At 62.5% G+C, this 13,922-nt stretch carries 22 protein-coding genes; 20 read left to right on the top strand and 2 right to left on the bottom strand.

The genetic code is table 11. The features are described 5' to 3' along the window. Positions 1–19 precede the first annotated feature (19 nt). Positions 20–583: a hypothetical protein gene (locus AC1DOC_RS03085; RefSeq protein ID WP_478079239.1), complete on the bottom strand. Its 564-nt coding sequence runs from the start codon at positions 581–583 to the stop codon at positions 20–22. Between the two features lie 81 nt (positions 584–664). On the opposite strand from AC1DOC_RS03085, the gene AC1DOC_RS03080 reads away from it, so the two are divergent. After that, entirely contained in the window at positions 665–910 is a 246-nt protein-coding gene (locus tag AC1DOC_RS03080) for a transcriptional regulator (RefSeq protein WP_478079238.1), read from the top strand. A 3-nt stretch (positions 911–913) separates the two neighbouring features. Then, positions 914–1,057, top strand: a complete 144-nt coding sequence (locus tag AC1DOC_RS03075; protein WP_478079237.1) for a hypothetical protein — start codon at positions 914–916, stop codon at positions 1,055–1,057. A gap of 74 nt (positions 1,058–1,131) precedes the next feature. Here AC1DOC_RS03075 and AC1DOC_RS03070 read toward each other — a convergent pair whose 3' ends face one another. Continuing rightward, positions 1,132–1,491, bottom strand: a complete 360-nt coding sequence (locus tag AC1DOC_RS03070; protein ID WP_478079236.1) for a hypothetical protein — start codon at positions 1,489–1,491, stop codon at positions 1,132–1,134. Positions 1,492–1,579: 88 nt separating this feature from the next. Between AC1DOC_RS03070 and AC1DOC_RS03065 the strand changes: the two genes are divergently transcribed. The 18 genes from AC1DOC_RS03065 to AC1DOC_RS02980 form a co-directional block, all read left to right on the top strand. Further along, complete coding sequence (locus tag AC1DOC_RS03065; RefSeq protein WP_478079235.1) at positions 1,580–1,834, top strand: hypothetical protein; 255 nt, start codon at positions 1,580–1,582, stop codon at positions 1,832–1,834. Positions 1,835–2,329: 495 nt separating this feature from the next. Beyond that, entirely contained in the window at positions 2,330–3,241 is a 912-nt protein-coding gene (locus AC1DOC_RS03060) for a hypothetical protein (protein ID WP_478079234.1), read from the top strand. Then, complete coding sequence (locus tag AC1DOC_RS03055) at positions 3,238–3,534, top strand: hypothetical protein (RefSeq protein WP_478079233.1); 297 nt, start codon at positions 3,238–3,240, stop codon at positions 3,532–3,534. Before AC1DOC_RS03060 ends, AC1DOC_RS03055 begins: the two co-directional genes overlap by 4 nt. Next, positions 3,521–4,222, top strand: coding sequence for a hypothetical protein (locus AC1DOC_RS03050; protein WP_478079232.1), 702 nt, complete (start codon positions 3,521–3,523; stop codon positions 4,220–4,222). Before AC1DOC_RS03055 ends, AC1DOC_RS03050 begins: the two co-directional genes overlap by 14 nt. Before the next feature lie 150 nt (positions 4,223–4,372). Further along, positions 4,373–4,765, top strand: a complete 393-nt coding sequence (locus tag AC1DOC_RS03045) for an HNH endonuclease (RefSeq protein WP_478079231.1) — start codon at positions 4,373–4,375, stop codon at positions 4,763–4,765. A gap of 100 nt (positions 4,766–4,865) precedes the next feature. After that, positions 4,866–5,360, top strand: a complete 495-nt coding sequence (locus AC1DOC_RS03040) for a phage terminase small subunit P27 family (protein ID WP_478079230.1) — start codon at positions 4,866–4,868, stop codon at positions 5,358–5,360. A 28-nt stretch (positions 5,361–5,388) separates the two neighbouring features. Beyond that, entirely contained in the window at positions 5,389–7,035 is a 1,647-nt protein-coding gene (locus AC1DOC_RS03035) for a terminase large subunit (protein WP_478129388.1), read from the top strand. After that, on the top strand, positions 7,032–7,220 hold the full coding sequence (locus AC1DOC_RS03030) for a hypothetical protein (RefSeq protein ID WP_478079228.1): 189 nt from the start codon (positions 7,032–7,034) through the stop codon (positions 7,218–7,220). Before AC1DOC_RS03035 ends, AC1DOC_RS03030 begins: the two co-directional genes overlap by 4 nt. After that, entirely contained in the window at positions 7,220–8,446 is a 1,227-nt protein-coding gene (locus tag AC1DOC_RS03025) for a phage portal protein (RefSeq protein WP_478079227.1), read from the top strand. Before AC1DOC_RS03030 ends, AC1DOC_RS03025 begins: the two co-directional genes overlap by 1 nt. A gap of 9 nt (positions 8,447–8,455) precedes the next feature. Next, positions 8,456–9,109, top strand: coding sequence for an HK97 family phage prohead protease (locus AC1DOC_RS03020; RefSeq protein ID WP_478079226.1), 654 nt, complete (start codon positions 8,456–8,458; stop codon positions 9,107–9,109). Between the two features lie 63 nt (positions 9,110–9,172). Continuing rightward, positions 9,173–10,633 carry a phage major capsid protein gene (locus AC1DOC_RS03015; RefSeq protein WP_478083350.1) on the top strand — a complete coding sequence of 487 codons (1,461 nt, stop codon included), beginning with the start codon at positions 9,173–9,175 and terminating at the stop codon, positions 10,631–10,633. 52 nt (positions 10,634–10,685) lie between these two features. After that, positions 10,686–11,126: a hypothetical protein gene (locus AC1DOC_RS03010; RefSeq protein WP_478079224.1), complete on the top strand. Its 441-nt coding sequence runs from the start codon at positions 10,686–10,688 to the stop codon at positions 11,124–11,126. Positions 11,127–11,197: 71 nt separating this feature from the next. After that, on the top strand, positions 11,198–11,911 hold the full coding sequence (locus AC1DOC_RS03005) for a hypothetical protein (RefSeq protein WP_478079223.1): 714 nt from the start codon (positions 11,198–11,200) through the stop codon (positions 11,909–11,911). Positions 11,912–11,913: 2 nt separating this feature from the next. Then, on the top strand, positions 11,914–12,480 hold the full coding sequence (locus tag AC1DOC_RS03000; protein WP_478079222.1) for a head-tail connector protein: 567 nt from the start codon (positions 11,914–11,916) through the stop codon (positions 12,478–12,480). A 1-nt stretch (position 12,481) separates the two neighbouring features. Beyond that, positions 12,482–12,808 carry a phage head closure protein gene (locus AC1DOC_RS02995; protein ID WP_478079221.1) on the top strand — a complete coding sequence of 109 codons (327 nt, stop codon included), beginning with the start codon at positions 12,482–12,484 and terminating at the stop codon, positions 12,806–12,808. After that, positions 12,801–13,205, top strand: a complete 405-nt coding sequence (locus AC1DOC_RS02990; RefSeq protein WP_478079220.1) for an HK97-gp10 family putative phage morphogenesis protein — start codon at positions 12,801–12,803, stop codon at positions 13,203–13,205. The genes AC1DOC_RS02995 and AC1DOC_RS02990 overlap by 8 nt, the downstream gene beginning before the upstream one ends. Further along, the gene (locus AC1DOC_RS02985) at positions 13,202–13,561 is read left to right on the top strand and encodes a DUF3168 domain-containing protein (RefSeq protein ID WP_478079219.1); all 360 of its coding nucleotides are present in this window, start codon (positions 13,202–13,204) and stop codon (positions 13,559–13,561) included. The genes AC1DOC_RS02990 and AC1DOC_RS02985 overlap by 4 nt, the downstream gene beginning before the upstream one ends. A gap of 85 nt (positions 13,562–13,646) precedes the next feature. Continuing rightward, the coding region (locus tag AC1DOC_RS02980; protein WP_478129387.1) for a phage tail tube protein at positions 13,647–13,922 on the top strand (276 nt) is incomplete at its 3' end.

Below are 13,922 nucleotides of genomic sequence, written 5' to 3'. Positions count from 1 at the left end.
CATCAATACGGCCTCGGTGTCATTTTGTGCCGCCGCTTTTGGCAGCAGTCGGATTACGTCGCCCATTGTTTCCTTCCGCGTCTCTGATCTTCACCCTTCGTTTTTTCATGATTAAGTGAGGGGTGCCCAGAACATCATCGACGGGCGCGGACAATTTGTCACGTTCGGTAACCAGCAACTTTAGAATTAATTCCGATTGATTTTTTGCCTCTGCGGGTTCAGCGGCCATAGCTGAAAGCAATGGTGCAACCGCCAAGCGTGCGTGCTTGCTTGAGGCTTGTAGGGCTTCGGCCAGCACCCGGAGTGCGACCTCGAGCGACGGCACCGCCGCTGCGACCGAATCATCCGAATCAAACCAACCTCGCTCGAGGCCATAGCGGGTCTCGATGAGCCGGGCAGTGTCGTCACCGAGCGCTCGTTCGCTTCGAGTGCCATCTGCTTTTCGAGGTAATAGCACCCCTTTGATGATCTGGTCGAGGGTTGCGTAGCTCAGATCGCAGTCAGCGGCGAGCGATTTCAAGCCGCCTTTCTCTTCGGCCAAGGCGATGAGTTTTCTCTTGCGACGCTCGGAGCACGTTTCCATTTTGCGGTTTCTAGCAGATCGCTAAGAGTGGGTTCCGTCGAATCGCTTTACTTGCCTTAGCTAATCGCTAGAATTGTCGGCATGCAAAACCAATTGAGCACCGATGACCGCAAGCGCTTGGCTGCGGTCACGGGAATCGATGAGCAGTATCTCTACCAGTGCCTGACTGGCCGTCGCGACATGAATCCGGAGCGAGCGCGCAGGGCAGAGGTTGAGACCAAGGGAGAGCTGACGCGAAAGATGCTGTGTCAGAAGACCTATGCAGGGATCTGGCCTGAACTCGTCGAAGCCAAGACTACGGCCCTTCAGGCCGTAGGCATCTCCTGAGCGATGACCTGGCTCACCTGCATCCTCATCGCGGTGAGCCTGATGCTCGCCGCATCGGCACTGGTCATGATCGCGATTGGCCTGCCCAAGCTCAAGCAGCAACTCGACGCGCAGGCGCTCTCGCGCGACGACGGGGAGGGCGCCTGACATGCACAGCACCAGCACACAGAGGTTGCGCGTCTGCCGCGAGGTCGCCGCTTCGCGACCCCGTTGGGTATGGGCTACCGGCGCGAATTCAGCAATTGAGTTAGGAAGTCCAGCGCTAGGGAATCTAGCTTCACCTCGAGCGCAGTCGCTCCAGCCTGAAAGACCACAGATCCGTCGCTTTTGGGTTGACGGCGAACGTCCAGCTGGGATGGTCGCATGACTGCCGTCACTGGAATCTCCGGCAGCTCTGGCTCGACGCCAGAGAGTTTGACCAGGTGCTGGGAGGCCTGGAAGGCGGCAGACACCAACGTCGCAAGACCGGTGAGCGAGCACGAGAGCGTGTGCTCCTGTGTCCCATCGAGCACTGCGAATGACACGCGCATCGCTTCCGGATCGGCCCCGAAACGTTGGATCTGGTCCAGGTTGATTTCCATTTTGTCCGCCCGTCGCCGGGTCCGTGTTGTGGGACTCGGACTCTACCCGGCGATAGGGCGGGCACCAAGCCGCGGGAGGCGCTGACGCATGAGCATCACGTTTATCGAGCGTGCATTGGTCGCAGTTCTCCTGCTGGTGGGCTCCAGCTTGGGCCTCGCCGCCCTCACTGTTGGTCGCCCCGCTGCCTTCGTTCTCTGCCTGGTCGCCGTCATCGGTGCCCTCTACATCCTCCTGTGCGGGAGCGATGACGGGGCTGATGCTCAGGGCCAGTTCGCCCTCACGGATCGCGTTGAGCAGCGCAAGCCAAAGCGCGATGGGGTCCACGTCGGCCGGAATGGTTGACCAATGGCCCGCGCTCTCATTTCCACTCGCCGCCGCCACATCCGGCGCGCCTGCTATTTCTCCTGTGATGTCTCCACCATCGCCGCACGCGGGCCGGTGTGCGGTGTTCGGCGCGCCGGGGCGGCGAGTTTCTTCTACACATTGGATGCCTGAATCATGAGCATTGAACTTGTCGACTTCCGCGGGAAGATCACGCCCGAGACGCATGCTGCGCTCGAGGCATTGAGCCGGGCTACCGGCCGCGACCGTGCTGAGCTGGTGCGTGACTGGTTGCATGAGAAAGCGGTTGAACAGATCCATATCGCTACTGTCCTGCATCAGCAGCTCCTGGCTAAGGGAATGCCCGGGGTATCTGGGGGAGTGGGAGGGAGTGGCCGGGGAGTCTCAGGGAATCGCAGGGAGTCCCGGGGAGCGTCAGGGAGTGACGGGGAATGATGATGCCGATGCACGGCTTGCCAGCTGCGGCGGGCGCGCACCTTTCGGACGGGGGGCGCGATGGCCGGTGACTGGATCAAGATGCGCTCGGACCTTCGCACGCATCCGAAAGTTGTCCGCGTTTCGTCCGCTTTGAAAGCGGACAGGCTGCGCGTAATCGGCGCGCTGTTTGTCGCATGGAGCGTGTTCGATGCGCACTCGATTGATGGAACGCTCGAAGGCTACGACGCAGATGTGTTGGATGAGACGGTCGGCTTTCCCGGATTTTCCCGTGCGCTGATCGCTGTGGGATGGCTTGAAGCGCATGGCGATGGAGACATGCAAACCCTTGTCGCGCCTAGGTTTTCCGAGCATAACGGGCAGTCTGCGAAGAAGCGCGGGATGGACTCGGAGCGGAAGCGGGCAACGCGCAGCGCGTCATCTTCTGTCCGAGAAATGTCCGCTTCACAAGCGGACAAAAAGCGGACCAGAGAAGAGAAGAGAAGAGAAGAGAAAGAAGACAACACACACGCAGTAGTTGATCCCCCTGCGGGTGTGCGTGCGCGCGAGGCCGGAGCCGAACCCGAAAACCCGAACGCGACGCCGGCCGGCGACGCATGCCGGGCGATGCGGCAGGCTGGGCTTGCCGACGCGAATCCGTCAAACCCGAAGTTGCTGGTGCTGATCGGCCGGGGCGTTTCGGTGGGCCAGTTCGCCGATGCGGCGCGCCGTGCGGTCGACAAGGGCAAGGGCCTGGGCTATGCGCTCGGCATCGTCGAAGGCGAGCTGCGCGAAGCGGCGGGCCTCGCCACCGGCCCGGTCATGCCGACGGGGCCATGGGACGCAACGCGCAGCAGCATCGAAGCCAAGGCGGCCGAGTTGGGCATGGCACCGTGGGACGCGGATGACCTGAGCCCTGAGCGCGAGTCGTTCGCCGCATACACGGCGCGCGTCCGCGCCTTGGTCGAGTCGGGGCAGGAGGCGCACGCATGAGCGAACCACAGACGAGCCGAGCCTATCGGCTGATCGCCGATTTCGAGATCGGGATCATGGGCGAGCGGCAGGGGCTGACGCCGGCGGAGCTGCGGCGGGCATGGCAAGCGAGGTACGGCGGTGTGCCGTCGCGGCGCGCCTATGCGTGCCTGAGCGAAGAGGGGTTGGTCGAGCTGCTGCCGCGCCGCGTGTGTGCGGTGACTGGCATCCGCACGCACCCATACGCACGCAACGTCAGAACGCGCGTTCTGCCAACGGTTCATGAAAAGGAAATTCCCCATGTTGCAGAGTGATCGACCGGGTGTCGAAGAGGCCTACGTGAGCGCGGGCAATACGTCCAACCTGAAGGTTGTTGCTGCGAGGCCTGGTGACGGCGATGTGCTTATCGCCGCAGGCTGGACGGAGTCGCGCGTCGGAATGGCGCTGCTGCGCTTGCGTAGCGAATGGGACAGGGCTGAGAAGCCGCGCAAGCCGACGGCTGCAGCGGTCAAGGCGCTTGCCGAATCACTGCTGGTGACGCGCAGGCCGGCATACGTGATCAGCCCGGAGCGAATGGACGCGCACCTGTCGATGATGAGGCTGTCGGCCTGCCATGCAGTTGCGCGCATGCAGGCGCATGGCTGGTACATGCGTGAGATGGCAAAGCTGGTGAACAAGCTCAAGAGCCTGCCCGACGTTCGCCGGCAGATCCTGGCTCACGTGGCTCTGTGGTGCATGGAAGATGCCGAGGCTAAGGTGCCCGATGTCATTGCACATTGGCTCGATCAAACGTGCCACCAGTGCCACGGTCTGCTGTTCTTGCCCGCGGTGGGTGCTCCTGTGCTGTCCACGAAGCTATGCCGCGCGTGCGGTGGGACAGGGGTCGCGCATGCTCCACATGAGCAGGACGGTCGGCGCGTGGTGAACTACATGGATGATTGCGTGTCGCGTGCTCGATCCGCGTTGAAAAAAAGATTGCGCGCATACAGAACGCAGGAATAGAATCGCCGCCGAGGAACGCGCTGGCTGCTTAGCCTGCTGCACCTCAACTCTTCGTTGAATGCCCGACTGAGCCAAGGCTCTGAGGTAGCAGTAGATGGAGAAGCTCGCCACCAAGAAGCCCGCCCTGTGCGGGCTTTGTCGTTTCTGCCTATGACCAGACCAGATGCCAATCGGCAGCAGCACGATGACCGGCGGGGCACGGCACAGGAGCGTGGCTACACCTCCGCATGGCAGCGCGCGCGGGACGCATGGTTGCGTGCGCATCCGCTGTGCGCCATGCACTTCGAGCGTGGTCGCATCGTTGCGGCAACAGTGGTTGATCACAAGGTGCCGCACCGGTTGAAAGAGGCGATGGATGGCGGAGATGCAACTGTCATCGCTGAGGCCAAGGCCTTGTTCTGGGACTCGGGCAACTGGCAGTCGTTGTGCAAGCCCTGCCACGATGGCGCGAAGCAACGGTTCGAGCGAACAGGGCGCGTGACGGGTTGCGACCTGTCGGGCATGCCCGTCGACCCCGCACACCACTGGGCTCGAGGCAAGTAGGGGGGCATCCGATCTCTGGGACCCCTCGGCTGCAGACCGGTCGGTTCCCCTTGTTCGCAACTCCGCGTAATGGAGGGGGGTAGGGGGTAAGGAAGGAATCATGGCAAGACCACCAAAACCGACGGCGTTGAAGCTGGTCGCCGGCAATCCGGGCAAGCGCGCACTCAACAAACAGGAGCCTGATCCGACTTACCTTCAAGACCTCACGCCTCCGGCTTGGCTGTCTGCCGCCGCGAAGATTGTGTGGTCCGAAATGGCGCCGATGGCCGCGGCGAACCGCCTGCTGACCGAAGTCGACGTACAGGCTTTCGCCATGGGCTGCGTGGCCATCGCTGAATACCGCCGCGCCAGCCTGCGTGTCGAGGCAGATGGCGCGGTCAAGGCCAAGAACGTCACTGGCGAAGACGGCAACGTGGTCCAGGCCGGCGAGCACATCAATCCTTGGGCGGGGGCCCAGAGCATGTACTTCAAGCAGGCCATGCAGGTGTTCGACAAGTTCGGCATGACGCCGCAGGCGCGCACGCGCATCGCGGTGCAGCCGCAAGGGGATCTGTTTGGCGACGAAGCCAAAGGCACGGCGAGCTACTTCAGCTGATCCTGTCACGCGATACGCCCGCGCGGTGGTGGGCGGCAAGAAGATCGCCGGCCCGCACGTGCGGGCCGCCTGCCAGCGCCACCTGAACGATCTGGAAACAGGCCACGAGCGTGGCTTGGTGTTCGACAAGGCGGCGGCGCTGCGCGCCATCGGGTTTTATCGCGATGTGCTGCGGCTCAATGGCGGCGAGTTTGAGGGGTTGCCCTTCGAGCTGCTCGACTGGCAGCAGTTCATCGTCGGCAGCATCTTTGGATGGAAAGGGGCTGACGGATACCGACGCTTTCGCGTGGTGTATGTCGAGACGGCAAAGGGTTCCGGCAAGAGTCCTCTCGCCGCCGGCATCGGCATGATCGGCCTGACCGCCGACGGCGAGGCCCGCGCCGAGATCTATGCCGCGGCCACCAAGAAGGACCAGGCGATGGTCCTCTACCGCGATGCGGTAGCCATGTTTCAGCAGTCGCCCGAACTGCGCGCGCGCTTGCGGCCATCGGGCACCGGTGAGAACGTGTGGAATCTGGCCTACCACCAGAACGCGAGCTTCTTTCGCCCCATCAGTGCGGACGACGGGCAGTCAGGGCCGCGGCCCCATGTCGCGCTGATTGACGAGATCCACGAGCACAAGACCAACACGGTAGTCGAGATGATGCGCGCCGGCACGAAGAGCCGGCGCCAGGCGCTGATCCTGATGATTACCAACAGCGGTGCGAGCAAGACATCGCCCTGCTGGAACTACCACGATTACGCTGCCAAGGTCAGCGCGGGCACGCTGCAGGACGATGCCTTCTTCGGGTATGTGTGCGCTCTGGATGAGGGCGATGACCCGTTCAACAATGAGGCCTGCTGGCCCAAGGTCAACCCGAGTCTCCAGGGTGCGCAGCTGCCGGGTTTGAAATATTTGCGCGAACAGGTCACTGAGGCGCGCGGCATGCCCAGCAAGGAGGCGCTGGTCCGCCGCCTGAACTTCTGCCAATGGACCGATGCCACCAATCCGTGGATCAGCGCAGACATCTGGCTCGGCGCGGCTAGAGAGTACGACTGGCGCGAATTGCGCGGCCGCCGCGCATGGGCTGGGCTGGACTTGTCCAGCACCACCGACCTGACCGGCCTGGTGCTGCACGTGGAGCCCGTCGAAGAGGGTGAGCCATGGAAGCTGGTGCCGTTTGCATGGCTGCCGGAAGAGGGCTTGCAGCGCAAAGAGGAACTCGACCGCGTGCCTTATCTGGCATGGCGGACCGCGGGCTATCTGGAAACCACGCCGGGCCGAGCGATCAGCAAGCTCGCGGTGGTCAGGAGGTTGGCGGAACTCAGCAGCTTCTTCGATCTGCAGCTCGTCGGCTTTGACCGCTGGCGCATCGAGGACTTGAAGGCGCTGGCCTCCGATAACGGGGTCACGCTGCCCGAGATGCAGGCCTTCGGCCAGGGATACAAGGACATGAGCCCGGCCATCGAAGCCTTCGAGACGGCACTGCTCAATGGCGCCGTCGTGCATCCCGGAAACCCGGTGTTCACCTGGTGCGCCGCGAATGCCGTCACGGTGTCCGACGACGCGGAGAACCGGAAGCTGAGCAAGGAAAAAGCCACCGGTCGGATCGACCTGATGGTTGCGGCCGTCATGGCGGTGGGCGGTGCGCTGCAGGTGCGCGAAGAACAGTCTTTTTGGGAAACCACAACTTGAAACCTCTCGACAAGATTGCTGCAGGCTTYGCCACCTTGGGTGGATGGGTGCCCGACGTGCTGATGGCCGGTGGTGCCGGTGCGGTTTCGTATGGCGCGAGCCTTGTCTATCTGCCCGCCGGGTTCATCGTCGGTGGCATCTTTCTGTTGGCGGCCGGATGGCTGTCGGCGCGAGGCGGCAAGTAATGGGGTTCCTGTCGCGTGGTGTCGAGCGGAAGTCTGCCTCGGCGACAAGCTCGCTCGAGCTCTTCCGTGAAATCTATGGCGGACGGGCGTCGAAGTCCGGCCAGACGATTAACCTGGAGACTGCTTTCAGGGTCTCTGTGGCCTTTGCGTGTCTGAAGGTGCTTTCGCAGGGCGGCGCACAGGTGCCGTTCAAGTTGTACCGCGAAACCGAGTCGAGCGGCATGACGAAGCGCGCGCCGGCCAAGGACCATTCGCTCTATGACCTAGTCGCTACCGCGCCCAACGATTGGACGACCTCGTTCGAGTTCCGTGAAACGCTGGTCTTGCACGCGGCACTGGGCAACGCATACGCCTTCAAGAACAAGGGATTCGGCGGAAAGATCCTGGAGATGATCTTGCTGGACCCGAGCAAGGTGGAGAAGGTTCAAGCCGAGGACTACAGCATTGGCTTCAAGGTGACGGGGAAAAGTGGTGCCGTGAAAATCTTCCCGGCCGATGCCATCTGGCATGTCAAGGGGCCGAGTTGGAATGGTGTGCTTGGCATGGACATCTTGAGCATGGCGCGTGAGGCGCTTGGGCTCGCCATCGCTACCGAAGACTCGCAGTCCAAACTACATGCGAAAGGGGTTCGCCCATCTGGCACCTATTCTGTCGATGGGAACCTGACCCCGCAGCAGTATAAGGATTTGAAAGCTTGGATCGACAAGGAATTCGCTGGCGCCGAGAACTCCGGCGCACCGATGATCCTGGATCGTGGGGCGAAATGGTTCTCGCAGGCCATGTCCGGCATAGACGCGCAGCACCTGGAGACGCGCAAGTTCCAGATCGAAGAGGTTTGTCGCTTCTTTGGCGTCATGCCGATCATGGTTGGCTATTCGGATAAGGCCGCGACGTATGCAAGCGCGGAGCAGATGTTCCTCTCGCACGTTGTGCACACGCTGTCGCCTTGGTATGCGCGCGTTGAAAACTCCGCTGACCTACACCTTCTAACGAAGAAAGAGCGTGCGTCCGGCCTCTATTTCAAGTTCATGGCCTCGGGGCTTCTGCGCGGCGCCGCGAAAGACCGCGCCGAGTACTACGCCAAGGCTCTCGGCTCCGGGGGCTCGCCGGCCTGGATGACGCAAGATGAAGTCCGCGGCCTGGAAGAGCTCAACCCGTTCGGTGGTACTGCGGCAGTCCTGCCGGTCGCCACAAATACGCCGGCCCCCGTGCCGACACCGGCCTGAAAGGCAAAAATGACCACCAAGACACTCGATTTCAGCTGTGAACTGAAGGCGAACGGCGACACCGGCACCTTCGAGGGCTACGGGTCGATCTTCAATATCACCGACAAGGGCGGCGACATCGTCATCCCTGGGGCGTTCGCTGACACCCTAGCTTCGCAGAAAGCCGCCGGCCGCATGCCGGCGATGCTCTGGCAGCACCGCCAAGCTGAGCCCATCGGCGTCTACACCAGCATGGAAGAGGACGCTGTCGGCTTGAAGGTCAAGGGGCAACTCGCCCTGAAGACCGCCCGCGGCGCCGAGGCCTACGAACTCATGAAGATGGGCGCACTTTCCGGCATGTCGATCGGCTATCGCTCGCGTGACGACAGCTACGACCGCGTGACCGGCGTGCGTTCCCTCAAGAAGCTCGACTTGGTCGAGCTGAGCCTGGTCACTTTCCCCATGAACGACGCTTCGCGCGTCTCGGCTGTCAAGGCCATCGAAGAGCTCGACAGCCTTTCCGAAATCGAGCGCCACTTGCGTGATGTATGTGGCATGTCGAAGAGCGAGGCACTCGCAATGGTGTCTCGCGTCAAGAGCGTCATCAGCCGGAGTGATTCCGGGGAAGGCGATTCGCTGGGGTCCGACTGGGCCGCATCCCTGAAAGCTCGCGCCGTCTTCTGACCAAGCGCAATCCCCGTAGTCAGCCGCCCTTGAGGCGGCTTTTTCATTTCCGAAAGGTACATCATGCAATTCACCCGCAAAAACCTGACGCTCGGCCTGCTGGCCATCGTCGCTGTCCTGGCGCTGTTCGCAGTGGCCGGGCATCCCATCGTGCCGCCCGAAGCCCTCGCAGGCATCGGCATGGTGCCCATGGCCATGAGCGGCGAGGTCACGCTGCTCGAGGTCAAGAACATCCTGGACGGCCAGGGCAAAGCCTTCGATGAGTTCAAGAAAGCGAACGACGACCTGATCAAGGCAAAAGCCGAGGGCAAGGCTGTTGCCGAACTGGAAGCGAAGGTTGCCAAGCTGGGCGAAGAGCTCGACAAGTTCGACGAGCTCAAGGCTGTGATCGACGACCTGCAGAAGAAGGCCGGACGCCCGCAGAACGACAGCGAAGCCAAGGCAGCGGCCGACCTGGCCACCGAAGTGAAGCAATTCAACCTCATGCTGCGCGCCGACTTCCAGAGCAAGGGCAAGCCCGCGCCGGCCGAAGTCGATGTGAAGGGCTACACCGAGTACAAGAACGCCTTCTTCAAGGTGATGACCGGCACGCCGATGAACTCGCTCTCGGGCGATGAGCAGAAGGCCATGTCTGCCGGCTCGGACCCGGATGGCGGTTACCTGCTGCCTCCGTCGACCGTGGGCCGTATGGTGTCGAAGCTCTATGAGCAGTCGACCATGCGCCAGCTCGCCACCGTGCAGGGCATCAGCACCGACAAGCTCGAAGGCATCGTCGACAACAACGAAGCCGATGCCGGCTGGGTTTCGGAGCTGGGCACCCGCTCGGACACCAACACCCCGCAAGTGGGCAAGTACGAGATCCAGGCGCACGAGATGTATGCGATGCCCAAGGCCTCGCAGAAGATCCTCGACGATGCCGCAACGGACGTCGAAGGCTGGCTGGCTGGCAAGGTGGCGGACAAGTTCGCGCGCGTCGAAGGTGCCGGTTTCACGACCGGCACCGGCGTGGGTCAACCCCGCGGCCTGTTCGCCTACGGCACCGCTGCCACGGGCGACGACACCCGTGCCTGGGGCACCTTCGAGCATGTCGTGACCGGCGCCAATGGCGACTTCACCACGACCAAGGCCGACCCGCTGCAAGACCTGCTGGGCGCGTTCAAGGACCAGTACCTGCAGAACGCCACTTGGATGATGCGCCGCGAAGTGCGGACCAAGATCCGCAAGATGAAGGAAGCCACGAGCGACCGCTACCTGTGGGAACCCAGCCTGCAGGCCGGCCAGCCCGACCGCCTCCTGGGCTACCCCGCTCGCGTCGACCAGTACGTGCCGGCCATCGGCACGGGCTCGCTTTCGCTGGCATTCGGCGACATCCGCGAGGCCTACACGATCATTGATCGCATGGGCATCCGCACGCTGCGTGACCCGTACACCGCCAAGCCGTATGTCGTGTTCTACAGCACGAAGCGCACCGGCGGCGGCGCGGTCAACTTCGAGGCCGTGAAGTTCCTCAAGTTCTCGACCTGATCAACACGCCCCGGGGTAACCCGGGGCACTCGACACACGAAAGGAAACCATCATGAAATCGAACGATCTTCACAGCAACGTGCAGCAGAAGCTCGCCGTCATCCCGGCTGCTATCGGCGCCAACGCCACCAAGACCGGCCTCATCATCGACCGCCAGGGTTACGGTGGCGTCGAATTCGTCATCGACTATGGCTCGGTCACCACGACCGGCACCATCGTCACCACCGTGATGAAAGAAGGCGACGTGACCGGCACGCTCACCAGCGTGGCCGATGCCGATCTGCTGGGCACCGAGGCCCTGGCATCGCTGCTGGCCGCCACGCCGCGCACCGCCGGCACGACCAAGGAAGTGTCCAAGCGCATCGGCTACAAGGGAACGAAACGCTACGTGCAGCTGAGCCTTGTGCAAACCGGCGTGACGTCGGTGGGTGCGGTCTCCGCCACGGCGATTCTGTTCAACCCGTCGCTGGTGCCGGTCGCGAACCCGGCCTGATAAGGCAACAAAGGCAATAACCAAAGGGGTGCCCGTCCGGCGCCCCTTTTTTCATGTGGAAAGCATAGTCAATGCACGTTGCAATTCTCGGTCTCGGCCCCTCCGTTCGGCAGTTCCTGGAGCTGACCAAGCGCTACGGCGGCCGGCGCGCGTTCTGCGATGAGGTCTGGGGCATCAACGCCCTGGGCGACGTGTTTGCCTGTGACCGTGTTTTCCACATGGATGACGTGCGCGTGCAAGAGATCAGGGCCGCGGCAAAGCCCGATTCGAACGTCGCGGAGATGCTCAAGTGGCTGAAGACTCACCCGGGCCCCATCATCACGAGCCGCGCGCACCCTGAATACCCGGGCCTGGTCGAATTCCCCTTGGCAGACGTGCTCAATGACATGCCGATGGGCTATTTCAACAGCACCGCGGCCTACGCGATCGCCTACGCGCTGCATGCTGGCGCTACGAAGATCACCTGTTTCGGCATGGACTTCACCTATCCAGATGCGCACGACGCCGAGAAGGGGCGGGCCTGTGTCGAGTTCTGGCTTGGCGTGGCCGCCGCGCGCGGCGTTCAGATCGCGATGCCGAAGACGACGAGCCTCATGGATGCCATGAATCCGCAGGCGCTGCGCTTCTACGGCTACGACTGCGTCGATTTGAAGATGACGCACGACGGCGAGCGCATCAATGTCGATTTCGTGGAGCGCGCGGCCCTGCCGACGGCGGAAGAAATCGAGGCGGCCTATGACCACAGTCGCCATCCGAATCAACTGGTCGAAGCTGGCGAGGTCTGAGGATGTACAAGGTCATCACGCCCGTTGCAGTTGAGCCCATCACGACCGCCGAAGCGAAGCTGCACCTCCGGGTGGACGTGAGCGACGACGACACGTTGATTGCCGCGCTGATCACGGCTGCGCGCGAATTCGCTGAGCACTACACCGGCCGCGCCTTCGCGCCGCAGACCTTGGAAGTGGCGCTGGACTGCTTTCCCATCTACGAAGACGACTACATCGACCTGGACTTGCCCCCGGTGGCGACGATCACCAGTGTGAAGTACACCGATGAGGCGGGCGCCGAGCAAACCATTGCTGCCAGTTCCTATGCGCTCAGCCTCTACGGCGATTCGCGCCGCCTCGCGCCGACCTACAACGTCTACTGGCCGCACACGCAGGCGGTGCCCGACGCCGTCCGCATCCGCTACGTCACGGGGTACACCACGCTGCCCAAGGCCGCAAAGGCGGCCTTGCTGCTGCTGATCGGCCATCTGTACGAAAACCGCCAGGCCGTGAGCACCTTGAACCTGGATGAGATTCCGATGGGCGCGCGATCGCTGCTCGACACCGTCAAGATCTGGAGCAAGTGACGTGGAAATCGGCAAGCTCAATCGCCGCGTGACCATCCAGAGCCTGGTCGCCGGCCAGGACGAGATCGGCCAGCCGACGATGGTGTGGACCGATGTGGCCACGGTTTGGGCGAACGTTCGATACCTAAAGGGAATTGAAGTCATTAAGAGCGGAACTCCCGTGAGCATCGTTCCCGCATCAATCCGCGTGCGCCGTCGAACCGACGTGATTGCAAACATGCGCGCAGTTCTGGGCTCGACCATTTTCGACATCAAGGCTGTGCAGGATGACCAAGAGACCCGGGAGCGCATCGACCTGGTCTGCGAGACGGGGGCGAATAGTGGCTAACTTCGTCGAGGGAAGGCTGAATGGCGACTTCGAAGCCGACCTGTCGAAGTTCGAAAACGCCATCCAGGAGAAGGTGTTGTTTTCCGGTGCCGCGGCCATGGGCCGAGTGTTCTACGACGAGGTGAAGCTCAATGCTTCGCCGCCGCGGCTTGGCCGTAAGACCGGCAACCTGTCGAATGCGATCTATTGGGCTTACTCGCCAGAGAAATCGACCGCCACGGTGAAAACCTACCGTATCAGTTGGAACAAGAGCAAGGCGCCGCATGGGCATCTGCTCGAGTTCGGTACTTCGAAGATGGCCGCGCATCCTTTTCTCCGGCCAGCCTTCAGTCGCGTGGATGAGGCAATCCGCATCGGAAAAGAGCGCATGGCTGAACGAATGGCGAACGCGACATGAGCCTTGAATCCTCCCTTTTCAACACGCTAAAGACGCTGGTGGGGAACCGCTTCTATCCGGACGTGGCGCCGCTGGGTGCGGCCAAGCCATACGGGACATACCAGCAGGTTGGCGGCGAGGCGCCGACTTTCGTCTCTGGCGTCCCGAGCAAGAGAAATGCGCGCATGCAGATCAATTTCTGGTCGTTGACCCGGGCCGAGGCGAACGCGCTGGCTGTGCAGGCAGAGGCGGCCCTTGAGGGTGCGACCTCGTCGACGTTCCAGGCGAAGCCGCTAGGCGCATTCGTCGCCGAGCAGGAAGAAGAAACCAAGCTGTTTGGCACGCGCCAAGACTTTTCCATCTGGGCCGACCGTTAGCCCGCCATTTTTCCTCCCGCCCTTTCCGGGCATCCGCAACCGACCGTCCCTGAGGCGGTTTTTTTTCGTCTGAAAGGGCATTCCCATGTCTGTCTCGCTCCCCAATGGCGCCCTTGTGGCGATCGCTTCCGGCTACGGCGCCGTCAAGGCCATGTCGGCTCTCTCCAACGCCAATCCGGCTGTTGCCACCCTGGAGGCATCGCACGGAGTCTCCGCTGGCGACTACGTTGAGGTCACCTCGGGGTGGTCGCGGCTGACCGACAAGATCGTGCGTGCTGGAACTGTCTCGACCAATGATGTCCCGCTTCTCGGCATCGACGCGCTGCTGACCAGCATCTATCCCGCTGGCGGCGGTGTCGGC

It is taken from the genome of Variovorax sp. 01T439_2, assembly GCF_056398445.1.
This window is presented reverse-complemented; position numbering and strand designations above follow the sequence as displayed.